17 protein-coding genes and 1 tRNA gene are annotated in these 24,082 nt (G+C 70.5%); 5 read left to right on the forward strand and 13 right to left on the reverse strand.

Going from position 1 to position 24,082, the window contains the following annotated elements; translation table 11 throughout:
- Positions 1–29 precede the first annotated feature (29 nt).
- Positions 30–114 (reverse strand) — tRNA-Leu (locus ACFC0D_RS02190).
- Between the two features lie 255 nt (positions 115–369).
- Here ACFC0D_RS02190 and ACFC0D_RS02195 point away from each other — a divergent pair.
- Entirely contained in the window at positions 370–1,638 is a 1,269-nt protein-coding gene (locus tag ACFC0D_RS02195; protein WP_376430709.1) for a DUF2254 domain-containing protein, read from the forward strand.
- Between the two features lie 10 nt (positions 1,639–1,648).
- Here the strand turns inward: ACFC0D_RS02195 and ACFC0D_RS02200 are convergent, their stop codons facing one another.
- The 3 genes from ACFC0D_RS02200 to sucC form a co-directional block, all read right to left on the reverse strand.
- Entirely contained in the window at positions 1,649–3,241 is a 1,593-nt protein-coding gene (locus ACFC0D_RS02200) for an aldehyde dehydrogenase family protein (RefSeq protein WP_376430554.1), read from the reverse strand.
- A 167-nt stretch (positions 3,242–3,408) separates the two neighbouring features.
- A complete protein-coding gene (gene sucD / locus ACFC0D_RS02205) occupies positions 3,409–4,311 on the reverse strand; it encodes a succinate--CoA ligase subunit alpha (protein ID WP_376430555.1) in 903 nt (300 codons plus the stop codon).
- 14 nt (positions 4,312–4,325) lie between these two features.
- A complete protein-coding gene (sucC, locus tag ACFC0D_RS02210; RefSeq protein WP_376430556.1) occupies positions 4,326–5,462 on the reverse strand; it encodes an ADP-forming succinate--CoA ligase subunit beta in 1,137 nt (378 codons plus the stop codon).
- Between the two features lie 145 nt (positions 5,463–5,607).
- Here sucC and ACFC0D_RS02215 point away from each other — a divergent pair, with 145 nt between their 5' ends.
- The 4 genes from ACFC0D_RS02215 to ACFC0D_RS02230 all read left to right on the forward strand — a co-directional run bounded on the left by ACFC0D_RS02215 (position 5,608) and on the right by ACFC0D_RS02230 (position 12,229).
- The gene (locus ACFC0D_RS02215; protein WP_376430557.1) at positions 5,608–7,302 is read left to right on the forward strand and encodes a thiamine pyrophosphate-binding protein; all 1,695 of its coding nucleotides are present in this window, start codon (positions 5,608–5,610) and stop codon (positions 7,300–7,302) included.
- A 13-nt stretch (positions 7,303–7,315) separates the two neighbouring features.
- Positions 7,316–8,560 carry a formyl-CoA transferase gene (frc, locus tag ACFC0D_RS02220; RefSeq protein ID WP_376430558.1) on the forward strand — a complete coding sequence of 415 codons (1,245 nt, stop codon included), beginning with the start codon at positions 7,316–7,318 and terminating at the stop codon, positions 8,558–8,560.
- Positions 8,560–10,731: an acetate--CoA ligase family protein gene (locus ACFC0D_RS02225; RefSeq protein ID WP_376430559.1), complete on the forward strand. Its 2,172-nt coding sequence runs from the start codon at positions 8,560–8,562 to the stop codon at positions 10,729–10,731. The genes frc and ACFC0D_RS02225 overlap by 1 nt, the downstream gene beginning before the upstream one ends.
- Positions 10,732–10,843: 112 nt before the next feature.
- Complete coding sequence (locus tag ACFC0D_RS02230; RefSeq protein WP_376430560.1) at positions 10,844–12,229, forward strand: OFA family MFS transporter; 1,386 nt, start codon at positions 10,844–10,846, stop codon at positions 12,227–12,229.
- Positions 12,230–12,247: 18 nt separating this feature from the next.
- Here ACFC0D_RS02230 and ACFC0D_RS02235 read toward each other — a convergent pair whose 3' ends face one another.
- From ACFC0D_RS02235 to ACFC0D_RS02275, 9 genes are all read right to left on the reverse strand, one after another.
- Positions 12,248–13,312: a sugar phosphate isomerase/epimerase family protein gene (locus ACFC0D_RS02235; protein WP_376430561.1), complete on the reverse strand. Its 1,065-nt coding sequence runs from the start codon at positions 13,310–13,312 to the stop codon at positions 12,248–12,250.
- A gap of 49 nt (positions 13,313–13,361) precedes the next feature.
- A complete protein-coding gene (locus ACFC0D_RS02240; protein ID WP_376430562.1) occupies positions 13,362–14,759 on the reverse strand; it encodes a nucleotide pyrophosphatase/phosphodiesterase family protein in 1,398 nt (465 codons plus the stop codon).
- Complete coding sequence (gene eboE, locus ACFC0D_RS02245; protein WP_376430563.1) at positions 14,756–15,925, reverse strand: metabolite traffic protein EboE; 1,170 nt, start codon at positions 15,923–15,925, stop codon at positions 14,756–14,758. The genes ACFC0D_RS02240 and eboE overlap by 4 nt, the downstream gene beginning before the upstream one ends.
- 13 nt (positions 15,926–15,938) lie before the next feature.
- Positions 15,939–16,787 carry a TatD family hydrolase gene (locus ACFC0D_RS02250; RefSeq protein WP_376430564.1) on the reverse strand — a complete coding sequence of 283 codons (849 nt, stop codon included), beginning with the start codon at positions 16,785–16,787 and terminating at the stop codon, positions 15,939–15,941.
- Positions 16,787–17,341, reverse strand: a complete 555-nt coding sequence (locus tag ACFC0D_RS02255; RefSeq protein WP_376430565.1) for an EboA domain-containing protein — start codon at positions 17,339–17,341, stop codon at positions 16,787–16,789. The genes ACFC0D_RS02250 and ACFC0D_RS02255 overlap by 1 nt, the downstream gene beginning before the upstream one ends.
- The gene (locus ACFC0D_RS02260; RefSeq protein WP_376430566.1) at positions 17,335–18,225 is read right to left on the reverse strand and encodes a sugar phosphate isomerase/epimerase family protein; all 891 of its coding nucleotides are present in this window, start codon (positions 18,223–18,225) and stop codon (positions 17,335–17,337) included. The genes ACFC0D_RS02255 and ACFC0D_RS02260 overlap by 7 nt, the downstream gene beginning before the upstream one ends.
- Positions 18,222–19,136: an SCO3242 family prenyltransferase gene (locus tag ACFC0D_RS02265; RefSeq protein WP_376430567.1), complete on the reverse strand. Its 915-nt coding sequence runs from the start codon at positions 19,134–19,136 to the stop codon at positions 18,222–18,224. Before ACFC0D_RS02265 ends, ACFC0D_RS02260 begins: the two co-directional genes overlap by 4 nt.
- Positions 19,133–20,278: an inositol-3-phosphate synthase gene (locus ACFC0D_RS02270; protein ID WP_376430568.1), complete on the reverse strand. Its 1,146-nt coding sequence runs from the start codon at positions 20,276–20,278 to the stop codon at positions 19,133–19,135. The genes ACFC0D_RS02265 and ACFC0D_RS02270 overlap by 4 nt, the downstream gene beginning before the upstream one ends.
- Positions 20,279–20,361: 83 nt before the next feature.
- Positions 20,362–24,045 (reverse strand): ThuA domain-containing protein, encoded by a 3,684-nt coding sequence (locus ACFC0D_RS02275; protein ID WP_376430569.1) that lies wholly within the window; start codon positions 24,043–24,045, stop codon positions 20,362–20,364.
- Positions 24,046–24,082 lie beyond the last annotated feature (37 nt).

Genomic DNA, 24,082 nt, shown 5'->3' on the forward strand with positions numbered 1-24,082 from the left:
AGCCACGACCCGCCTTCATATTTCTCCGGTGTCCGAGGGGGGACTTGAACCCCCACGCCCGATAAAGGGCACTAGCACCTCAAGCTAGCGCGTCTGCCATTCCGCCACCCGGACCAGGTGTTGTGTCGTTTTGGGGTGTTCCCCGCGGCGACATGGATAACTCTACCAGGGGTTCGAGGTGCCTTTCACCCACGTTTCCCGTGGTCAGTGGGGTGCGGTGGCCTGGATGTCCTTGATCCAGTCCGCGCCCGCCGAACGTCGCACAGAGTGTCGCCGTACGCATACGCGGAGTGGCGAGCCGTGCCGCCTAGCCTGCCCTGGGTGAGCAACCGATCCGAGAACCACAGGTCGACCCACCGCAGGCCCCGGATGCTGTCGCCGCTGCGGGAGCATCTGCGGGACACGTTCTGGTTCGCCCCGATCCTTTCGATGGTGGCGATCGTCGCGCTGTGGATGGGTGCGACGGCTCTGGACGAGGCGATCGTCGACTGGCTCCGCGAGGACGAGGCGTACGACGAGATCGCCGAACTCATCGGGATCGCCGACGACGCCAAGACGATCGTGACGACGATCTCCTCCGCGATGATGACCTTCATCGGTGTCGTCTTCTCCATCTCGCTGGTCGCGGTACAGATGGCGAGCGGCCAGTTCAGTCCCCGGATCGTGCGGATCTTCATCCGGAGCCGGATCACCAAGGCGACCTTCTCCGTCTTCCTGTCGACCTTCCTGCTCTCCCTGCTCGTCCTGGCCTCGTACGAGAGCGAGACCGATCCGCGGTACGTGAAGGTCGTGCCCTTGGTGCAGGCCGTACTGACGCTGATCATGGTGGCGCTGAGCCTGCTGCTCTTCGTCGCGTATGTGAGCACGACGCTGCAGCTGATGCGGGTGGGGCACGTGGTGGAACGGATCACGACCGAGGCCCTGTCCGTGCTCGTGAAGCAGCCGCTGTACGGGGACGAGGTCGGCGAGCTCGGGGAGCCCACGGCGTTCCTGGTGCACCGGGGCCGTGCCGGCGTGCTGCGGGATTTGAATGTGGCCTGGCTCGTCGGAGGCGCGCAACGGCACGGAGTGGTGTTGCGGTTGGTCCCCAAGATCGGGGACTTCGTGGTGCCCGGGACCCGCATCCTCGCCGTGCACGGAGGGCAGGTGCCGCGCCGGCTGGCCTCGGCGGTCTCCCTCGGGGTCGAGCGGACGTTCCACCAGGATCTCGGCTTCGGGCTGCGGCAGCTCGCCGACATCGCGCTGCGGGCTCTCTCCCCCGCCGTGAACGACCCGACGACGGCCGCGCAGTGTCTGGACCGGATCGTCCAGATCCTCGCGGTGCTGGCGAACCGGCCGCTGGGGTCCGTCCAGCACCGGGACCGCGCGGGCTCGGTCCGGCTGGTGCAGGACGGACCCGAGTGGACCGATCTGGTGGATCTGGGCTTCACCGAGGTCCGCGGCTGCGCCGCCGACAGCCCGCAGGTGTCCCGGCGGATGCTGGCGGGGATCGACGACCTCTTGTCGCTGGTCCCCGAGGAGCGCAGGGCACCCCTGCTCCGGCACCGCGCGCTGCTGACGCAGCTGGTGGAGCGCTCGGTGCCGGAGGCGGCCGACCGGACCTTCGCCCTGGAGCCGGACCGTCAGGGCATCGGGTGAACGGCCCCGGTCAGGGCATCAGGTGGTAGTCGGGGAAGTTGCCCGGCAGCCGCGCCCCGTCGGGTCCGTCCCGTCCTTCGGTGACGGCCTTGACCAGCAGGTCGCCGCCGACGAAGGCCCCGCGCCAGGAGGCGCCGAAGCCGCCGAAGAGCTCTTCGCGGTCCCCTCGCGAGCGGGGCTTTCCGTGACCGGTCTTGAACGCACGGATCTGCGGCGCGAGGCGGTCGTACGTCTCCTGGTCGTCCGTGGAGAGCGTGGCGACGAGGGCCCCGTTGGAGGCGTTCATCGCGGCGAGCAGCTCCGCCTCGGTGTCGACCAGGACGATCGTGTCGACCGGCCCGAAGGGTTCGGCGTGATGGAGAGGTGAGGAAGGGGGCGGGTTCAGGAGCGTGACGGGCGGTAGGTAGGCGGAGGTGTCCTGGCCCGGCAGGAAGCGGCCGTCCGCGAGCGAACCGTGGTGCAGCGGGACGGCGCCCCGGTCGACGGCCTCGGAGACCAGGTCGCCGAGCTCCTTGGCCTTGGCCGCGTTGATGAGGGGACCGAAGTCGAGGTCGGGGAGGTCGTCCTCCGGGTGTTCGACGGCGAGCGGGTGGCCGAACCGGATGGCGCGGACGGGTGGCAGGTAGGCGGCGAGGAAGTCGGCGAAGAGGGTGCGCTGGACGACGAAGCGCGGATAGGCGGTGCAGCGCTGCTTGCCGTAGTCGAAGAGTTTGGGGATCACGGAGGTGAGGGCGGGCCAGTCGGTGTGGTTCCAGACGCCCCAGGTGTTGAGTCCCTCCTGCTCCAGGATGTGGCGTTTCCCCAGGTCGGCGACCGCGGTGGCGATCCGGGCGCCGGTGTCGCGGCCCCCGACGAAGGAGACGCAGCCGATCTCGGGGGCGCGGACGAGTGCTTCCGAGAGTTCGCCGCCGCTGCCGCTGACCAGGGTGATCGGGATGCCCTCGCGGGCGGCGAGCGCCGAGGCGAGGGTGAGGCAGGCGAGGCCTCCGTCGGTCGGGGTCTTGGCGATGACCGCGTTGCCGGCCAGCGCCTGCACGAGCATGGCGTGGACCAGGACGGACATCGGGTAGTTCCAGCTGGCGATGTTGGATACCGGGCCGGGCAGCGGGGCACGGCCGGCCAGCATGGGGTCGATGCCGTCGACGTACCAGCGCACCCCGTCGATCGCGCGGTCGACGTCGGCCCGCGCCAGCCGCCAGGGCTTGCCGATCTCCCAGACCAGGAGGAGGGCGAGCAGCTCCCGATGCGCGGTGAGTGCGTCGAGGGTGGCGGAGACACGGGCCCGACGTTCGGGCAGCGGGATGTGCCGCCAGGCACGGTGCTGGTCGAGCGAGGCGCGTACCGCCTGGTGGGCGGTGGTGGCGTCGAGGCGCGGCGGGCCGGCGATGGGGCTGCCGTCCACGGGGCTGGTGCCGGGGAGCGGTCGGCCGTCGGACTGCCAGGCGCCGTTCCAGAGGTTGCGGACGCTGTCGTCGCGGAACGCCTCGGGGGCGGCGGTGAGGCAGCGCTGCCAGGCGTCGGACCAGGCGGTACCGGGCTTGAGTCGGAGGGTGGGGGTTGGGGTTGGGGTTGGGGTTGGGGAAGGGGCTGGGGTGGGTGCCATGGAGGGTTCTCCGCTCTCGGTGCACAGTCGGGCGGGAGGGTGCGATGGCTGGGGGCGCGACGCCTGGGGCGATCGCGCGGGCGGGTGGGCGCGATGGCTGGGGCGATCGCGCGGGCGGGTGGGGCCGGGCGGCCTGGCACCGGCGGGCTTGTGGCGCGGTGGCCGCGTCAATCGTGGGTGAGGGCGCCGGGGCTCGCCAGCCGGGCGAGGACGAGGCCGGCCGTTTCGGTGGGCGTGGAGCCGACCCGCACCCCGGCCGCTTCCAGGGCTTTCCGCTTCCCCTCGGCCGTCCCGGACGAACCGGAGACGATGGCGCCCGCGTGGCCCATCGTCTTGCCCTCGGGGGCGGTGAAGCCGGCGACGTAGGCGATGACGGGCTTGGTGATGTGCTCGGCGACGTGCTCGGCCGCGCGCTCTTCGGCGTCGCCTCCGATCTCGCCGATCATCACGATCAGATCGGTGTCGGGGTCGGCCTCGAAGGCGGTGAGGCAGTCGATGTGGGTCGTGCCGACGACCGGGTCGCCGCCGATCCCGACGGCCGAGGAGAACCCGTACTCCCTTAGCTCGTACATGAGTTGGTAGGTGAGCGTGCCGGACTTGGAGACGAGTCCGATGCGGCCGGGCTTGGCCGCGATGTCGGCGGGGATGATGCCCGCGTTGGACTGGCCGGGACTGATGAGGCCGGGGCAGTTGGGGCCGATGATCCTCGTGCCGTGGGCGCGGGCGTGTGCCTGGAACACGACGGTGTCGTGGACGGGTATGCCTTCGGTGATGACGACGGCGAGGGCGATGCCCGCGTCGACGGCTTCGATGACGGCCGCCTTCGCGAACGGCGGCGGGACGAAGACGACCGTGACGTCCGCGCCGGTAGCGTCCATCCCTTCGCGGACGGATCCGAAGACCGGGATCACGCGTCCGTCGAGGTCGACGGTGCTGCCGGCCTTGCGCGGGTTGACCCCGCCGACGATGTCGGTGCCGGCGGCGAGCATCCTGCGGGTGTGCTTCATGCCCTCGGCTCCCGTCATGCCCTGGACGAGGACCTTGCTCTCCTTGGTCAGAAAGACGGCCATGGCGTTGCTTCCCTTCAGCGGGTGGCGAGCTGGGCTGCGCGGGCGGCGGCGCCGTCCATCGTGGTGACCTGTTCGACCAGCGGGTGGGCGCGGGCGTCGAGGATGGCTCTGCCCCGTGCCGCGCTGTTGCCGTCGAGGCGCACGACGAGCGGCTTGGTCAGGTGGACGGATTCGAGGGCCTGGACGATGCCTTCGGCGACGGCGTCGCAGGCGGTGATGCCTCCGAAGACATTGACGAGTACGGCTCTGACCTCGGGGTCGGAGAGGATCACGTCGAGGCCGTCGGCCATGACCTGGGCGGAGGCGCCGCCGCCGATGTCGAGGAAGTTGGCGGGGCGGGCACCCCGGCCGGCGACGACGTCGAGGGTGGACATGACGAGTCCGGCGCCGTTGCCGATGATGCCGACCTCGCCGTCGAGTTTCACGTAGTTGAGGCCCCTGGCCCTGGCGGCGGCTTCCAGCGGGTCGGCCTCGGCCGCCGGTGCGTCCGGCGTCTCGCCCCAACGGGCCTGACGGAAGACGGCGTTGTCGTCGATGGTGACCTTGCCGTCGAGGGCGAGGATCGCGCCCTGGGCGGTACGGACGAGGGGGTTGACCTCGACGAGGAGGGCGTCCTCCCGGACGAGGACCTCCCAGAGACGGCGCAGTGCGCCGGCGGCCTCCGCGGGCAGACCCGCCGCGGCCGCGATCTCGGCGGCCTTGGCCTCGGTGACGCCTTCGGCCGGGTCGACGGGGATGCGGGCGACGGCTTCGGGGCGGGTGGCGGCGACCTCCTCGATGTCCATGCCACCCTCGGCGGAGGCGATGGCGAGGAAGGTGCCGGCAGCCCGGTCGAGGACGTAGCTCGCATAGAACTCGTCCTGGATGTCGACGGGTTGGGCGAGCATCACTCGCCGCACGGTATGGCCCTTGATGTCCATGCCGAGGATCTGACGTGCGGTGATCTCGGCGGCGGCGGGGTCGGCGGCGAGCTTGACACCACCCGCCTTGCCCCGGCCTCCGGTCTTCACCTGTGCCTTGACCACCACCCGTCCGCCGAGGAGTTCGGCGGCGTGCCGCGCCTCGCGGGGGTGGTCGACCACGGCGGCGTCGGGGACCGCGATGCCGTAGCCCTTGAAGAGTTCCCTTGCCTGGTGCTCGTACAGGTCCATCTCGGCTCCCTGTCTCGAAAGTGCCGCACACCCCCTGGACACCATCCGGGCGATGCGGGATAACAAGCTTCATACAGTATTCGTCGACTGTATGCAATCGACCGCGACAGCACCTCAACCCCCTACGAAGGGACAGGACTTCGCCATGCCCGACGACAGCCAGCAGGCCCAGCAGGAACGCATCTCCGGTGGACATCTGGTCGCCAAGGCCCTCAAGGCGGAGGGCGTCGACCGCATCTACACGCTCTGCGGCGGCCACATCATCGACATCTACGACGGCTGCGTCGACGAGGGCATCGAAGTCGTCGACGTACGCCACGAACAGGTGGCCGCACACGCCGCCGACGGCTATGCCCGGATCACCGGCAAGCCCGGCTGCGCGGTGGTCACCGCGGGGCCCGGAACCACCGACGCCGTCACCGGCGTCGCCAACGCCTTCCGCGCCGAGTCACCCATGCTTCTGATCGGTGGTCAGGGAGCGCACACCCAGCACAAGATGGGCTCGCTGCAGGACCTGCCGCACGTCGACATGATGACGCCCATCACCAAGTTCGCCGCGACCGTGCCGGACACCGCGCGAGCGGCGGACATGGTCTCCATGGCGTTCCGTGAGTGCTACCACGGCGCCCCTGGACCGTCCTTCCTGGAGATCCCGCGCGACGTCCTGGACGCCACCGTCCCGGTGGAGAAGGCACGCGTGCCCGAGGCCGGGCAGTACCGGGCGTCCACCCGCAGCGGCGGCGACCCCGAGGCGGTCGAGAAGCTCGCCGATCTGCTCGTGCACGCCGAGAAGCCGGCGATCCTGCTGGGCAGCCAGGTCTGGACGACCCGGGCCACGGACGCGGCCGTCGAGCTCGTACGGACCCTCAACATCCCCGCGTACATGAACGGCGCGGGGCGCGGCACACTGCCGCCCGGCGATCCGCACCACTTCCAGCTCTCGCGGCGTTACGCCTTCTCCAACGCGGACGTCATCGTCATCGTCGGCACCCCCTTCGACTTCCGGATGGGCTACGGCAAGCGGCTCTCCCCGGACGCCACCGTCGTCCAGATCGACCTGGACTACCGGACCGTCGGCAAGAACCGCGACATCGACCTCGGGATCGTCGGCGACGCGGGGCTGATCCTGAAGTCGGTGACAGAGGCGGCGAGCGGCCGGCTCAACGGCGGCGCCATCAAGCGCAAGGCATGGATGGAGGAGCTGCGCACCGCCGAGCAGACCGCCCTGGACAAGCGGCTGCCGCAGCTGCGCTCGGACTCCTCGCCGATCCACCCGTACCGCCTGGTCAGCGAGATCAACGACTTCCTGACCGAGGACTCGATCTACATCGGCGACGGCGGGGACATCGTCACCTTCTCCGGTCAGGTCGTCCAGCCCAAGTCACCCGGGCACTGGATGGACCCGGGGCCGCTGGGCACGCTCGGCGTCGGCATCCCCTTCGTCCTGGCGGCCAAGCAGGCGCGCCCCGACAAGGAAGTGGTGGCCCTCTTCGGTGACGGCGCGTTCTCCCTCACCGGCTGGGACTTCGAGACTCTCGTCCGCTACAACCTCCCCTTCGTCGGCATCGTCGGCAACAACTCCTCCATGAACCAGATCCGTTACGGCCAGGCCCAGAAGTACGGCCTGGAGCGCGAGCGGGTCGGCAACACCCTCGGCGACGTCCACTACGACAAGTTCGCGCAGATGCTGGGCGGTTACGGCGAGGAGGTGCGGGACCCCGCCGACATCGCCCCGGCGCTGCGACGGGCCCGCGAGTCCGGACTGCCGTCGCTGATCAACGTCTGGGTCGACCCCGACGCGTACGCCCCCGGAACCATGAACCAGACCATGTACAAGTGAGGAGGGCCCGGTCATGACCAAGGCACAGGGCACCAAGGCTCTTGAAGGCATCCGCGTCCTCGACATGACGCATGTGCAGTCCGGCCCGTCCGCCACCCAGCTGCTCGCCTGGCTCGGCGCGGACGTGGTGAAGCTGGAGGCCCCCTCCGGTGACATCACCCGCAAGCAGCTGCGGGACATCCCGGAGGTCGACTCGCTCTACTTCACGATGCTCAACTGCAACAAGCGGAGCATCACCCTCAACACGAAGACCGAGCGCGGCAAGGAGCTCCTCACCGAGCTCATCCGCCGCAGTGACGTGATGGTCGAGAACTTCGGCCCGGGAGCCGTCGACCGGATGGGCTTCACCTGGGAACGCATCCAGGAGATCAATCCACGAATCGTCTATGCCTCCATCAAGGGGTTCGGGGACGGGCCGTACACCAACTTCAAGGCGTACGAGGTGGTCGCTCAGGCCATGGGCGGCTCGATGGCCACCACCGGGTTCGAGGACGGGCCGCCGCTGGCGACGGGCGCCCAGATCGGTGACTCCGGCACCGGCGTCCATGCCGTGGCCGGCATTCTGGCGGCGCTCTTCCAGCGCGAGAACACCGGGCGGGGGCAGCGGGTGAACGTCGCGATGCAGCACGCGGTGCTGAATCTGTGCCGGGTGAAGCTGCGGGACCAGCAGAGGTTGTCCCACGGACCGCTCTCCGAGTATCCCAACGAGGATTTCGGCGAGGAAGTCCCTCGTTCGGGTAATGCTTCCGGCGGCGGCCAGCCCGGTTGGGCGGTGCGCTGCGCCCCCGGCGGTCCGAACGACTACGTGTACGTCATCGTCCAGCCCGTCGGCTGGTCCCCGATCTCGGAGCTGATCGGCCGGCCCGAGCTCGCCGAGGACCCGGAGTGGGCGACGCCGGAGGCCCGGCTGCCCAAGCTCCCCAAGATGTTCCAGCTCATCGAGGAGTGGTCCTCGACGCTGCCCAAGTGGCAGGTGTTGGAGCTGCTGAACGCACGCGGCATCCCGTGCGGTCCGATCCTGTCCACCAAGGAGATCATCGAGGACGCCTCGCTGGTCGCCAACGAGATGGTGGTCGAGGTCTCCCACCCCGAGCGCGGCAGCTTCACCACGGTCGGCTCCCCGCTCAAGCTCTCCGACTCCCCGGTCGACGTGATCACGTCGCCGCTGCTCGGCGAGCACAACGAAGAGGTGTACATCGGCGAGCTCGGTCTCGGCGACGAGGAGCTGCGGCTGCTGAAGACGAGTGGGGTGATCTAGTGGCGACGCACAGCTTCGACCGGCGGGCGGTACGCGAACTGCTCGACGCCGTAAGGGCGGACGGGCGCACGGCGCTCACCGCGCCCGAGGGGAAGACGATCGCCGACGCGTACGGCATCGCCGTGCCCGGTGAGGCGCTCGCCCGGGACGTCGACGAGGCGGTGGCGCAGGCCGACCGTCTCGGCGGCAGGGTGGTGCTGAAGATCGTCTCGCCCGACATCCTGCACAAGACCGACGCGGGTGGTGTCGTCGTCGGGGTGGAGGGGGCGGCCCAGGTCCGTGAGGCGTTCTGCCGGATCGTCGAGAACGCCAAGGCCTACGCGCCGGACGCACGCATCGACGGCGTGCAGGTGCAGCAGATGCTGCCACCGGGCCAGGAGGTCATCGTCGGCGCCGTCACCGACCCGGCCTTCGGGAAGGTGGTCGCCTTCGGGCTCGGCGGTGTGCTGGTGGAGGTACTGAAGGACGTCACCTTCCGGCTCGCTCCGGTCACCGCCGACGAGGCGGCGTCGATGCTCGACTCGATCCGGGCGGCGGAGATCCTGCGCGGAGTGCGCGGGGCGCCGGCCGTGGACCGGTGGGCGGTGGCCGAGCAGATCCGGCGCGTCTCCCAACTGGTCACCGACTTCCCGGAGATCGCCGAGGTCGATCTGAATCCGGTGATCGCCACGCCCGAGGGCGCCATGGCGGCCGACATCCGCGTCATTCTCGCCACCGAAGTCCCGGCTCCACGCCGGACGTTCGGCCGCGAGGAGATCCTGCGGTCGATGCGACGGCTGATGCAGCCGAATGCGGTGGCCGTCATCGGGGCCTCCAACGAGCAGGGCAAGATCGGCAATTCGGTGATGCGCAACCTCATCGACGGCGGATTCCCGGGCGAGATCCACCCGGTGAACCCCCGGGCCGATGACATTCTGGGCCGCAAGGCGTACAAGAGTGTCACGGACGTTCCCGGTGAGGTGGATGTGGCGGTCTTCGCGATCCCCGCTCCGTTCGTGGCGGCGGCGCTGGAGGAGGTGGGTCGCAAGGGCATTCCCAACGCGGTGCTCATTCCGTCCGGCTTCGCCGAGACCGGTGAGCACGCGCTCCAGGACGAGATCGTCGCCGTGGCCGAACGGTACGGAATCCGGCTCCTCGGCCCCAACATCTACGGGTACTACTCGACCTGGCAGGACCTGTGCGCCACCTTCTGCACACCGTACGACGTCAAGGGTGGCGTGGCGCTGACCTCGCAGTCGGGCGGGATCGGGATGGCCATCCTGGGCTTCGCCCGCACCACGAGGACGGGTGTGTCGGCGATCGTCGGGCTCGGCAACAAGTCGGACATCGACGAGGACGATCTGCTGACCTGGTTCGGCGAGGATCCCCGTACCGAGTGCATCGCGATGCACCTGGAGGACCTCAAGGACGGGCGGGCCTTCGTCGAAGCGGCCCGGCAGACCGTGCCCAAGAAGCCGGTGGTCGTCCTCAAGGCGGGCCGGACCAGCGCCGGGGCGAGGGCGGCCGGCTCCCACACGGGCGCACTCGCCGGTGACGACGCGGTGTACGACGACATCCTTCGGCAGGCGGGGGTCATCCGCGCACCGGGGCTCAGCGACATGCTGGAGTACGCCCGGGCGCTGCCCGTCCTGCCTGCCCCGCAGGGGGACAACGTCGTCGTCATCACCGGCGCCGGCGGGTCGGGGGTACTGCTGTCGGACGCGATCGTCGACAACGGGCTGCGGCTGATGGAGATCCCGGACGACCTGGACGCCGCCTTCAAGGCGTTCATCCCGCCCTTCGGGGCGTCGGGCAACCCCATCGACATCACGGGCGGCGAGCCGCCGTCGACGTACGAGGCCACCATCCGGCTCGGCCTGGAGGATCCCCGGATCCACGCACTCGTCCTGGGCTACTGGCACACCATCGTCACTCCCCCGATGGTCTTCGCCGAGCTCACCGCGCGCGTGGTGGCGGAGTTCCGCGAGCGGGGCATCGAGAAGCCGGTCGTGGCGTCGCTCGCGGGCGACGTCGAGGTCGAGGAGGCATGCCAGTACCTCTTCGAACGGGGTGTCGTGGCCTACCCGTACACGACCGAGCGGCCCGTGGCGGTGCTCGGTGCGAAGTACCGGTGGGCCCGGGCGGCGGGGCTGCTGGGCGAGGACGGCGTTGGGGGGCGGTCGATGAGCTGAGCGACAGCTCGAACCACGGGGCTCGCGGTGGCCGCTCGCCGCGGGCCCCGGTGCGAAGGGAACGGACAGGGGGCGCTGGCCAGACTTCTTCCACGCAAGGGGTTCGATCTCCATGACGACAACCGACATCACCACCACCCTCCCTTACAGGGAGGTGACGGACGCCAACGGCCGTACCTACCGGCTGGGCGAGACCGACATCGATCTGATGGGCCGCAAACGCAAGTGGATGGTCATCCTGCCCTGGGTGGGCATGATGGGCATCAGCTCGGCGGAGTACGCGTTCGCCTCCGCCGAGGAGACCCTGCACACCGCGCACAGCTGGAGCAGCGCACACATCTTCTGGATGCTCGGGGTCTGGGTGTTCTTCCAGGCAGCGGTCGCCTTCCCGGCGGGCAAGCTGCGCGAGAGCGGGAAACTGCCGGCCCGCTGGGCGATGATGCTCGGCGCCGTCGGAACCCTGCTCGGCTATGTCTCCCTCGCGTTCGCACCCCATGTGATCGTCGCGTACCTCGGCTTCGGCATGTTCAGCGGCATGGGCGCGGGCATGGTCTACGCGACCTGCGTCAACATGGTCGGCAAGTGGTACCCGGAGCGGAAGGGAGGAAAGACGGGGTTCGTCAACGGCGGCTTCGCGTACGGATCTGTGCCGTTCGTCTTCATCTTCACCGGCTACATGGATCTGACGAACTTCCGCTGGGTGCTGGTGGCCGTCGGGCTCTTCCTGGCCACGATGGTGGCCGTGGCCGGGTACTTCTTCCAGGACCCGCCGAAGAACTGGTGGCCGGACACCGTGGATCCGCTGCGGAAGCCGGACGACCCGCGGGCGCGCAGGGCTCTGGAGAAGAACCCGCCGGCTGTGAAGCAGTACACGCCGATCGAGGCCTGGAGGACCGGGCGGGTCGCGCTGATGTGGTTCTGTCTGCTGTGCACATCCGGCGTCAACATCTTCGGTATCGCCTTCCAGGTCCCGTTCGGTGACGAGGCGGGCTTCGCGGGCGGGATCGTGGCGACCGCGATGTCGCTGAAGGCCATCGTGAACGGCACCGGGCGCGGCGTGATCGGCTGGCTCTCCGACCGCTACGGCCGCAAGCAGTGCCTCATCTTCGTCTGCATCGTCCTCGGGCTGGCCCAGTACGGCATCCTCTGGTCCGGCACGATCCACAACCTGCCGCTGTTCCTGGTGTTCTCCAGCATCTCCGGCTTCGGTGGCGGCGCGATCTTCCCGATGTTCGCGGCGATGACGGCCGACTACTTCGGGGAGAACAACAACGCCTCCAACTACGGCCTGGTCTACAGCTCCAAGCTGGTGTCGGGGCTGCTCGGCTCGGGCATGGGCGCGGTCGTGGTCTCGGCCTGGGACTACTCGGGCGCGTTCCTGCTGGCCGGGTCGATCTCGCTGTTCGCCGGGTTCGTGGCGATCTTCCTGCATCCGCCGGGAAGGCCGCGGGCCCGCCGTGTGGCGGCGAACCCGCGGCCGATCAGCCGGGACGCGTGAGCAGGGTGGCCGTCCCGGTCAGCAGTCCTTCTCGCGCAGGGAGTGGAGGTGCGCGCCGGACTTGCGGGCGAACGCGAACGACTCGACCGGGTTGTCGTGTTCGGCCTGCCAGTGGTGGGAGCGGTAGCCGTGCTGGGTGCGGTTCACCGCCGAGATGAAGCGCCGATAGTCGATGTCTCCGTCCCCGACGTCCGCCATGCGGTAGCCGTCGCGGACGGAGTCGTCGCGTTCGCCGTCCTTGACGTGGAAGAGCGGATAGCGGTGCGGCTGGTCGAGTACGTAGTCCAGCGGGTCGAAGGGGGCCGGAGTGCCGTCGACGCGGCGGGAGAAGCGGAACTGGGCCGCGTACGCCCAGTAGATGTCCATTTCGAGGTGGACGAGATCGGGGTCCGTCTCGGCGAGCAGGACGTCGTAGAGGCGGACGTTCGGCCGGTCGGTGGCGAACGAGAACTCCTCGGCGTGGTTGTGCTGGTAGAACTTCATGCCGCGCTTCTTCGCCTCGGCGCCGTAGTGGTTGAACTCCTCGGCGCAGCGCTTCCAGCCGTCGACGGTGGCCCCGTAGCGCCACGGGCCCGAGGCGGTCCCGATGTGCGGGAGGCCGAGGGCCTGGGCGTCGTCGAGGACCTGGTCGAGGTTCTGGGCGAAGGTGTACGCGTTGGGGTCGGAGGAGTAGTAGCCGACGTGGCTTCCGATGCCGCGCAGGCCGTTGTCGCGGGTGAGCCTCTTCAGCTGGGCGAGGGTGATGGGGCCGGCCGAGCCCTGGCTGTAGCCGGCGAACTCGACCTCGTCGTAGCCGTACTTCTTCAGCTCGGCGAAGACGGTCGCGAAGCCGAGCGTGGCCACCTTGTCGCGCAGGGAGTAGAGCTGGATGCCGAGGCGGCCGGGAGGCAGCACGGGGCGGCCCCGGCCGTGGCCCCGGTCCGCGGCCGCGGTGTCGGCGCCCGCTTCGGCGGCCGCGGCTGTGGGGGCGGTCGCGCCGAGGAGTGCCGCGGCGGTGGCGCCTGCGGCGACGCCGAGCATGTTCCGTCTGCTGAGCTTGTGGGTGAGCTCCGGGTCGGCGGGTGTGCGGCGGGTGCGGCTCATCTGTGGATAACTCCTTGTTGTCGGTCGGGTCTGCTTCACTGGAGTCCGGTCAGTGAAGACCGGCCAGGTGGAGCAAGAGGGACTTCACATCGGTGGCCGCGACGCGGCCGCTTACAGCGCGGGGGGTGGAGCACAGAATGAGCGGACCTTCGTCATCGCTCGTGGGGAGGCGGCCATGGCTGCCGCGAATAGGTGAGGGGTCGAGGGGGACCACCGCCAGCCGGTAGCGCATACCGAGCTTCTTGCGGGCGATCGCCTTCGCCGCCTTGATCCGTACGTACGGGTCGAGCGGGTCCATGAACAGCTCGACGGGGTCGTAGCCGGGTTTGCGGTGGATCTCGACGAGCTGGGCGAAGTCGGGTGCCTTGGAGTCGTCGAGCCAGTAGTAGTACGTGAACCAGGCGTCGGGCTCGGCGAGGGCGACGAGCTCCCCGGAGCGGGGATGGTCGAGGCCGTGCTCCTTCTTGCCCTCGTCGTCGAGGAGTCGCTCGATGCCGGGCAGCCCGGCGAGGATCTCTCGGACGGCGTCCAGGTCTTCGGGGCGTCGGACGTAGACATGGGCGAGTTGGTGATCGGCGACCGCGAAGGCCCGGGAGGCCATCGGGTCGAGGTACTCCATGCCGTCCTGGGTGTGGACCTCGAGGAGGCCGGCTCGGCGCAGGGCCCGGTTGATGTCGACGGGCCGGTTCACGCGGGTGATGCCGTACTCGGAGAGGGCGACGACCGTCCGGCCTTCGGCGCGGGCGTCGTCGAGGAGGGGTGCGAGGGCGGTGTCGAGTTCGGCCGCGGCGCGGAAGGACCGCGGGTCGTCGGGGCCGTATCGCTGGAGGTCGTAGTCGAGGTGCGGAACGTAGCAGAGGGCGAGGTCGGGGCGGCGGGTGCGCAGGATGTGGCGGGTGGCGTCGATGATCCACCGGCTGGAGACCAGGTCCGCGCCAGGGCCCCAGAAGTGGAAGAGGGGGAAGGTGCCGAGTCTGTCGGTGAGTTCGTCGTGGAGGGCCGGGGGCCGGGTGTAGCAGTCGGGTTCCTTGCGGCCGTCGGCGTAGTAGACGGGACGGGGGGTGACGGTGATGTCGGTGTCGGCGCCCATGGCGTACCACCAGCAGATGTTGGCCACGGTGTAGCCGGGGTGGGCGCGTCGGGCTGCGTCCCAGAGTTTGTCGCCGGAGACGAGGCCGTTGTGCTGGCGCCAGAGGAGGACGTCGCCGAGGTCGCGGAAGTACCAGCCGTTGGCGACGATGCCGTGTTCGGAGGGGAGGGTGCCGGTGAGGAAGGTGGACTGGGCGGTGCAGGTGACGGCCGGCAGGACGGTGGAGAGAGCCGCCTGCGATCCGGTCCGACCGAGAGCCCGGAGGTGGGGCATGTGCTCCAGGAGGCGGGGGGTGAGACCGACGACGTCGAGGACCAGGAGGGGGGTGGGTCGGGTGTCGCTCCGGGGGCCGGTCATGGGAGTTCCTTGAGGCCGAGGTCGGTCAACAGGTCACGGGCCAGGGTGAGTTCGGAGGCGATTCCGTCGGCGAGGCGGGCGCGGGTGCGGGGGCGCCGGTCGGCCGGAAGCGCCTGCCACGTGTAGGTCTCGACCTCCAGGTGGTGGGTCCGCGGGCGGGGGCCGCCCACGAGCAGGGCGAGGGCGGACCTGAGCACGGGAAGGGTGGAGGTGAGCGGGAGCGCCGGTGGAGCGTGGAGCGGCACGTGGAAATGCGCGCGCCAGGGGGCGCCGTCAGGGAGCGAACGGCCCGCGAGGGCTTCGGGCAGATCGTCGGTGCCACGTAGACCGGCGGCGGTCCGGGTGCGGGTCTGGTGGAGGAAGCGGGGTTCGGCGAACTCGGCCAGTGCGGCGCGGACTTCGGGGAGATGGGGGTGCTCGGCGTGCAGGGCGGCGGAGAGCTGGGTCTTGACGACGGGGATGCCGGCGGCGCCGAGGGCGTCCAGGGCGGTGTGCGGGTCTTCGAAGGAGGTGGCGAGATGGCAGGTGTCGACGCAGACGCCGATGCGGGGGCTTGAGAGGGCGGTGAGCGGGGCGATGGCGTCCGCTGTGGTCTCGACGGTGCAGCCGGGTTCCGGCTCGAGGCCGATCCGGACGGACTTCCCGGTGAGTTCCTCAAGGGCGTCGAGGCGTTCGGCAAGAGTGGTCAGGGCGGTTCGGGCGGTGTCCGCGGCCCGGGAGTCGAAGGGCGTGCGCCAGGCGATCGGCAGTGTCGAGATGGTGCCCTCGGTGATGTCGTCGGGAAGGAGGGCGGCGAGCAGGCGGGCCAGGTCGGCGGTGTGGGCGAGGCGTTCGGGGCGGGTCCAGTCCGGCTGGTAGACGCGGTACTTGACCTCTTCGGCACCGAACCCCTCGTAGGGGAAGCCGTTGAGGGTGACGACCTCGAGGCCGCGGCGGTCGATCTCGGCGCGCAGTGCGCGCAGCGAGGCCGGGTCGGTGATCAGGGAGCGGGCGGCGTCCCTGGCGAGCCAGAGTCCGATGCCGAGCCGGTCCCGGCCGAGGCGGCGGCGTACGGGTTCGCAGTGGTCGCGGAGCTGGGCGAGAACGCCATCGAGGGTCTCCGCGGGATGGACGTTGGTGCAGTAGGCGAGGTGGACGGTGGAGCCGTCTGGGTGGCGGAAGCGCATCGGCGGGCCCGCCTCATTCCCCGCCGCGGAGGATGGAGTTGCCCTGGTGGGACGTGTCGGGTGAAGGGGGGTCGAGACGGAGACGGCCACTGAGGCCGTAGAAGGTGACGGGGTTGCGCCACAGCACCCGGTCGACGTCGTCGTCGGAGAATCCGGCGGCGAGCATGGCGTCGCCGACCCTGCGGGTCTTGAGCGGATCGCTCTTGCCCCAGTCGGCGGCCGAGTTCACGAGGACGCGCTCGAGCCCGTGGTCCTTGAGGACGGCGACCATGCGGTCCTCGTCCATCTTCGTGTCGGGGTAGATGGAGAAACCGAGCCAGGCGCCGCTGTCGGCGGCCTCCTTGACGGTGGTCTCGTTGAGGTGGTCGAGGAGGACGCGGTCGGGTGCGAGTGCGGACTCGCGGACGACGTCGAGCGTGCGACGCAGGCCGGCGAGCTTGTCACGGTGGGGGGTGTGGACGAGGGCGGGCAGGCCGTGATCGGCGGCGAGCTGGAGCTGGGCGGCGAGGGCGGTGTCCTCGGCCGGGGTCATGGAGTCGTAGCCGATCTCGCCGACGGCGACGACGTTGTCCTTGACGAGATAGCGGGGCAGGACATCGATGACGGGGGTGCAGCGGGGGTCGTTGGCCTCTTTGGGGTTGAGGGCCAGGGTGCAGTGGTGGGCGATGCCGTACTGGGCGGCTCGGAAGGGTTCCCAGCCGAGGAGGGAGTCGAAGTAGTCGAGGAAGGAGGCGGGTGAGGTGCGGGGCTGGCCGAGCCAGAAGGAGGGCTCGACCACGGCACGTACTCCGGCGTCGTACATCGCCCGGTAGTCGTCGGTGGTGCGCGAGGACATGTGGATGTGGGGGTCGAAGATGCGCATCAGGACTCCTCCGTGGGGGCGGTGAGGGCGAGGACGCGATGGAGGTCGGCGGGGACGGGGCGGTCGGCGGCGGTGCGTTCGGCGGCGTAGTCGGTGAGCATCCGGGCGAGTTCGCGGTCACCGCGCGCACGGCGGGGCAGGTCGGCGAGGACATCGACGGAGACGCCGGTGAAGAGGCACTTCAGGACCGCATGGCGCCAGGAGTGCGGGGCGAGATGGGAGCCGGCGTAGGGGCCGAGGGCGGCGGCCAACAGGGTGGTGTCGTTGGTACGCAGTGCGTCCTCGACGAGAGGCAGGGCCTCCGGCCCGGTGACGAGTGAGGGGAGGGCGAGGAGCACGGCACGCCGTTCGGCGGTGGAGCCCTGGTGGTAGAGGCGGGTGAGGGCGGCCGTGTCGGCGTGTGCCGCCTCGAGGAGGAGGACGCGTGCGGAGTCGGCGTGCTCGGGGCCGCAGTGTCGGCCGGCGGACGCGAAGCGCAGCTCCCAGAGGGCGGTGCGGGCCGCGGCGGCGGTGAGTGCCTCGTCGAGCCAGGCGCGGGCGGAGTCGGTCAACATACCGGGGCCTCCCGTGGAGTGGACTGGTCGCGCAGGAACGACAGGGAGGAGCGGGCGAGTTCGGGGCCGGCGTGGGAGTGGCGGGGCAGTTCGACGACGGTCAGGCCCGGGTAGCCGGCGGCGGTGAGCTCGGCGAGGGCCGTGAGGACGGGCGGGAAGTCGATCTCTCCGTCACCGAACGGCAGGTGTTCGTGGACGCCGCGTCGCGTGTCCTCGATCTGGATGTGGTGCAGCCACGGGGCCGCGGCACGGACGCAGTCGGCCGGGGACGCCGGCTCCAGGCATTGGCAGTGGCCGATGTCGAGGGTGAGGCCGAGGAGGCGGGGGTCCGGATCGCCGAGGAGACCGCGCAGGGTGTGGAAGTCGTCGAGGGTGGCGAGGAGGTGACCGGGTTCGGGTTCGACGGCGAGCGGGACGCCGGCGGAGTCCGCTGCTTCGAGGACGGGGCCGAGGGACGAGGCGAGACGCTTCCAGGCGGTCGGCTCGGAGGTGGCCGCGGGGGTGACGCCGCTGAAGCAGTGGACGGCGTGGGCGCCGAGGTCGGTGGCGACGCGGACGGCGCGGAGGAGGAGGTCGGTGCGGGCGGCGCGGGCGTCGGGGTCCGGGTCGAGGAGGGAGGGGCCGTGCTTGCGGCGGGGGTCGAGGACGTAGCGGGCGCCGGTCTCGACGGTGACCCCGAGGCCGAGTGATCCGAGGCGCCGGGCCAGGCGGGCGGTCCGGGCGGGAAGGTCGGGCGCCAGGGGGTCCAGGTGCATGTGGTCGAGGGTGAGACCGACGCCGTCGTAGCCGAGGTCTGCGAGGAGGGCGAGGGCGTCGTCGAGGCGGAGGTCGGTGAGGCCGTTCGTGCCGTAGCCGAGGCGCAGTCCGGGAGGTTGGTGGGTCATGTGGGGCTCACCTTCCGGGCAAGGGCGCGGGCGAGCGGGGCGAGGCAGAGGAGCGCGAGAGCGGTGCGGGGCGCACCGGCCCGGGCGGTGAGGGTGGCCTGGAGGGGGATCACGGCACGGATGCCGGCGCCGACAGACCGCTGGGTGAGCGGAGGTGACGGGTTGAGGGCCGCGTGAAGGAGCGGGGTGGCCGGGGTGTGGGCGTAGGCGGCGGCCAGCACGGCGGTCACGAGGGGGCGGGCCTTGGCGGTGCGGGTGGCTTCGGCGGCCAGTGCCAGGGTCGTGGTGAGGGCCAGCAGCGGGCTGCGGGTCGAACCTCCCTGAGCCTCATGGCGGGAGACCGTGGTGACCGCGTAGATGTGCGCGCCCAGGAGCGCAGCCGAGCGCAGCGCCTCCCTCGGCGGGCGGCGGGAGGGGCGGAGGGGAGGGTGGGGGGAGGGGGAGGGGGAGGGCCCCCCGGTGGTGGTCGCGACCGTGCCGAGGAGGAGGTCCAGCGCCCGTGCCCCCGCCATCGCCGCAGGCCCCGCCGGGGTGTGCTTGAGGTGGAGGTCGTAGGCCCAGACGGTGGCGGCGAGGGCGGTGGCGACCGTGAGCGCCGGGCGGCCCGCGCGGGCGGCGAGGCCGAGGCCGGCGGCGGTCAGGGCGGCCGAGGCGGTCAGGGCCGCGCGGGGGGTGATGCGGCCGGAGGGGATCGGGCGGTGGGGGCGGTCGACGGCGTCCTCGGCTCGGTCGGCCCAGTCGTTGAGCGCCATCCCCGCCTCGTACAGGCAGAGGGAGGAACCGATGGCCAGCAGAGTGGACCGGTTCGGTCGCAGGCCCGTGGTGGCCGCGCCCGCGAGGGCGTCCCCGGGCACGGTGAACAGTGCGGAGACGCGCAGCAGTTCCGCCCAGGAGGCGAGGTGTCCGCTCATCGGGCCTCTCCCAGGCGGGAGCCGAAGGCCAGCAGCCGGGCGTACTGCTCCGCCAGCGCGGCGGGAGCCTCGCCCTCCGGGTCCTTGAAGTAGAAGGCCAGGTCCTCCAGCGGCCCGGACAGGCCTCTCTCGTGGGCGCGGGCCGTCAGCCGGGCCAGGTCGAGCACCAGCGGGGCGGCGAGGGCGGAGTCGCAGCCCTGCCAGGTGGTCTGGAGGGTCATGCGGGAGCCGAGGAAGCCGTCGAAGGCGATGTGGTCCCAGGCGGTCTTCCACTCCCCCAGGGCCGGGACGTCGTCGATGTGGACTTCGCCTTCCGGGGCTCGGCCGAGGATGTCGGCGAGGACGCGTTCCTTGCCCGCGTTCTTGGCCGCCGCGGCGGCCGGGTCGGCGAGGGCGGCGCCGTCGCCGCCGCCGAGGAGGTTGGTGCCGGACCAGGCCCGTACGGTCAGGGCGCGTTGGAGGAACATCGGGGCGAGGACGGAGCGCAGGAGCGTCTGGCCGGTCTTGCCGTCGCGTCCCGCGTGGGGAAGGCCGCTCGCCTCGACGGTGTCGGTGAGGGCGGGGTGGCGCAGCCCGGTGGAGGGAGTGAAGTTGATGTAGGGGCAGCCGGCGCGCAGTGCGGCGGCGGCGTAGAGGGAGCTCGGCGGGAGTCCGGCGCCCCCCGGCGCCGGCTCCGTCGAGGCCACATTGACGACGATGACTCGATCCAATGCCAGCCGCTGCCGGAAGTCTGTCATGTCAGCGGCGAAGGAGGTGATGAGTTCCTGCTCGTCGCGCGTGTCGCCGGGCGCGGGTCCGCCGGGGCGGATCTCCGTGTCGGCGGCGGTGAGTTCGGCTGCGACGGCGGTGGCGAGGCCGTGCGGGAGGACGCCGGCGGCGGTGAGTGCCTCGGCCCGTTTGGGGAGCGGACACGCCGCCGTGTCGTGTCCGCCGAAGACGAGGGAGGCGAGCGGCGGGAGGCCGACCGTGGTGAAGGCGTCGGTCTCGGTCATCATGCCGGTCGGTGGGTGCAGGCCGGCCGTGGTCGCGGCGCAGCCGGCCACCGCGGTGGTGGCCACGGAGCCTCTCGCTCCGATGAACCAGACTCCCGTGCGCGTTCCGGCTCCGTGTGTTCCGGCTCCCGTGTGTGTTGTCGGGGTCACGACCCTGCCTCCCTGGACGGTGGTGGAGACGGCGGGCGGGGGGTACGGCGCCTCCCCGCCCGCCGCCGGCTGTGGTGGGGGCTCTACGGGGCGAGCTCCCTGAGCTGGATGTTGCGGAAGGACACCTGGTCGTCGGCCCCGTGGTTCTGGATGCCGATGTGGCCGTCCTTCAGGCTGCGGGCCGGGTCGGTGTTGGTGAAGTCGTTGATCTTCACCCCGTTGAGGAACACCTGGAGCCGCTCGCCCTGCACGCGGATCTCGTAGTTGTTCCACTGGCCGGGCGGCCGGAGCACGGCGTCGCGTGCCTTGAGGTCGGCGGACTTGAAGCCGTAGACGGCTCCGGTGGTCCGGTCGGCGGCGTCGGTCGCGTCGATCTGGATCTCGTAGCCCTTGTTGACGGCCGACCAGGGGTCGTCGGAGGCGGGGAAGCCCACGAAGATCCCGGAGTTGTCGTCACCGGCCGTCTTCCAGTCGAGCTTGAGGGAGTAGGAGGAGAACTCCTTGGCCTGGTACCAGAGCATTCCCATGCCGCCGACGGAGCGCAGTTCGCCGTCGGCGACGTCGAAGCTGCCGGGTCCCGCCTGCTTCCAGCCCTCGCGGGTCTCTCCGTTGAAGAGGTCGCGGTAGCCGGTCTGGGGCCGGCAGTCGGCGGTGACCTGGCCGGCGGCGTAGCGCAGTCCGCCGATCAGGTGTTGGCGGAAGGCGGACTCGGCGTAGGACTCCTTGGTGTGGCCGCCGCCGGTGTAGAAGGAGCGGCCGCCGCCGTAGGACTTGCACCAGGCGATGGGGTGGTCGCCCTTCATGGTGCCGCCCTGGTAGGTGGTTTCGTCGAGGGTGGCGAGGATGCGGGCCTGGCCGCGCGGGTTGGTGCGGTAGTTGTACCACTCGTCGGTGCGCTGCCAGGGGCCGTCGAGGTGTGCGGTGGCCGGGTGGTCGTGGTCCTCGACGCGGACGGTGGCGGGCTGGATCTGCGGGTGTGAGGCGAAGTGGGCGCCGACGAGTCCGCCGTAGAACTCCCAGTCGTACTCGGTGTCGGCGGCCGCGTGGATGCCCATGTAGCCGCCGCCGGTGGAGACGTAGTTCTCGAAGGCGGTCTGCTGTTCGGCGTTGAGGACGTCGCCGGTGGTGGAGAGGAAGACGACGGCGTCGTAGCGGGCGAGGTTGTTGGTGGTGAACTGGCGGGGTTCCTCGGTGGCGTCGACGGTGATGTTGCTGCCGGCGCCGAGTTCCTTGAGTGCGGTGATGCCGGTGGCGATGGAGTCGTGCCGGAAGCCGGCGGTGCGGGAGAAGACGAGGACGCGCTTGGCGGTCCGGTCCACGGGGCTGTTCGAGAGGGTGAAGTCGTCGACGTCGTAGAGGGCGCCTGCGCCGCCCTTGAAGACGAGGAAGAGTTCGGTGGTCTTGCGGGGGACGCTCCGCAGGGGTACGTCGATGTCCTGGAAGGTCTCCCAGCCGCCGGTGACGGGAACGGGTGCGGAGCCGAGGAGGGTGCCGGTGGGTGATCCGGTGCGGACTTCGAGGAAGCCGCCGGCGCCGCCGGAGGAGACGCGGGCGGTGAGCTTGGTGGATCCGCTCAGGTTGTAGGGCTTGAAGGAGATCCAGTCGCCGTCGTTGATGTCGCCGACGGTCCGTCCGCCGTTCGCGGGGGCCTTGTCGATGACGGCGACGCCGTTCTGGGCGTCGAAGTGCTCGGCCTGGCGGTGGCGGGGCTGGAGCTTGGCCTGGTCGTGGGTGGTGAGGGCGGCCTGGCCGCCGCCTCCGCCGTCGGTGTATTCGGCGTCGAAGACGGCGAAGATGTTGGCGTCGTCGTCATGGCCGCCGTCTGCGGAGGTCTTGATGGTGCCGGTGCAGCCGTTGGCGGAGGTGATGGGGTGGCCGTGGCTGTCGTGGCCGAGGATGTAGGTGACCTTGACCTTGGTGCAGTCGATGGTGCCGTCCTCGGGGTCGGTGACGGTCACCTTGAAGGGGATTTCGTCGCCGAAGCCGAAGAGGGCTCCCTCCGCGGGGAGTTCGAGGGTCACCTTGGGGGCGGTGTTGCCGACGACGACGTGGACGGATGCGGAGCCGGTGCGGCCGCTCGCGTCCTTCGCGGTCACGGTCGCCGTGTAGGTGCCGTTCTTGCGGTAGGTGTACGTGGGGTTGGTGGCGGTCGAGGTGCCGCCGTCGCCGAAGTCCCAGCTGTAGGTGAGGGCGTCTCCGTCGGCGTCGGTGGTTCCGGCGGAGGAGAAGGCGACCCTGAGAGGCGCCTTGCCGGAGGTCTTGTCGACGCTCGCCTCGGCGACGGGGGAGCGTCCGCCGGTGGCGTTCTCGATGCGGTAGAGGCCGGAGTTGTGGTCGCCGCCGAACCAGGCGGTGCCGTAGTCGAGGACGTACAGCGCGCCGTCCGGGCCGAAGGCCATGTCCATGACCTGGGTGCCGGTCCAGGGTACGGAGTTGATGGACTGGACGGCGCCGTCGGCGCCTTGTTCGATGCGCTTGATCCAGCGGCGGCCGAACTCACCGGCGAAGAAGTCTCCGTCGTACGACTCGGGGAACTTCACCGGGGAGGTGGAGGCGGCGTCGTAGCGGTAGACGGGTCCGCCCATCGGTGATTCGGATCCGGTGCCGAACTCGGGGACCGAGCCGCCGTTGTAGGGGATCCAGGCGGGCTCGGCGGGCGGAAGGTCGACGAGGCCGGTGTTGTACGGCGAGTCGTTCTTGGGCGCGGCGCAGTCGAAGGTCGCGCCGGAGACCTTGGTGGCGAAGTCGTAGTCGACGTAGGCGTCGTTCTTGCCGGTGCAGAAGGGCCAGCCGAAGTTGCCGGGCCTGGTGATGCGGGCGAACTCGACCTGGCCGGCGGGACCGCGCGTGGGGTCGGCGGCGCCGGCGTCGGGGCCGTAGTCGCCGACGTACAGTACGCCCGTCGCCTTGTCGACGCTGAAGCGGAAGGGGTTGCGGAAGCCCATCGCGTAGATCTCGGGGCGGGTCTTCTCGGTGCCGGGTGCGAAGAGGTTGCCGTCGGGGACGGTGTAGGAGCCGTCGTCTGCGACCTTGATGCGCAGGATCTTGCCGCGGAGGTCGTTGGTGTTGCCGGACGTCCGTCGGGCGTCGAACGCGGGGTTGCGGCCGGGGCGTTCGTCGATGGGGGTGAAGCCGTCGGAGGCGAAGGGGTTGGAGTCGTCGCCGGTCGACAGGTAGAGGTTGCCCTGGGCGTCGAAGTCGATGTCGCCGCCGACGTGGCAGCAGATGCCGCGGGTGGCGGGGATGTCGATGACCTTCTTCTCGCTGGCGTTGTCGAGCGTACCGTCGGCCTTCAGCGTGAAGCGGGAGAGTCGGTTGACGCCGTCGTACTTGGCGAAGTCGGCGGCGGTGCCGTTCTCGGGGGCGTCTCCGGCGGGGGTGTCGAGCGGTGGGGCGTAGTAGAGGTAGATGGCGTTGTTCCGGGCGAAGTCGGGGTCGAGCCCGATGCCTTGGAGGCCTTCCTCGTCGTGGGAGTAGACGGGGATGGTGCCGATGACGTCGGTGTTGCCGGCGGCGTCGGTGCGGCGCAGCTCGCCGCCTCGCGAGGTGTGCAGGACGCTGCGGTCGGGGAGTACGGCGAGCGACATGGGTTCGCCGACTTCTTCGCCGCCCTTGGCGAGGGTGACCTGCTGGAATTCTTCCGCTGCGGCGGTGGCGCCGGCGGGGTCGTCCGCTTCGGCGGCGAGGACCTGGGGGGTGCCGAGGGCGAGCAGTCCGACGGTCAGTAGGGCGAGTGACTTCCTGGTTCGGAGTCGTTTTCTGTGCACGGGGTGTCCTCCGGAGTAGGGCCGGGTGTGCGGGTTG

Source organism: Streptomyces sp. NPDC056222 (assembly GCF_042264065.1).
Classification (GTDB): domain Bacteria; phylum Actinomycetota; class Actinomycetes; order Streptomycetales; family Streptomycetaceae; genus Streptomyces.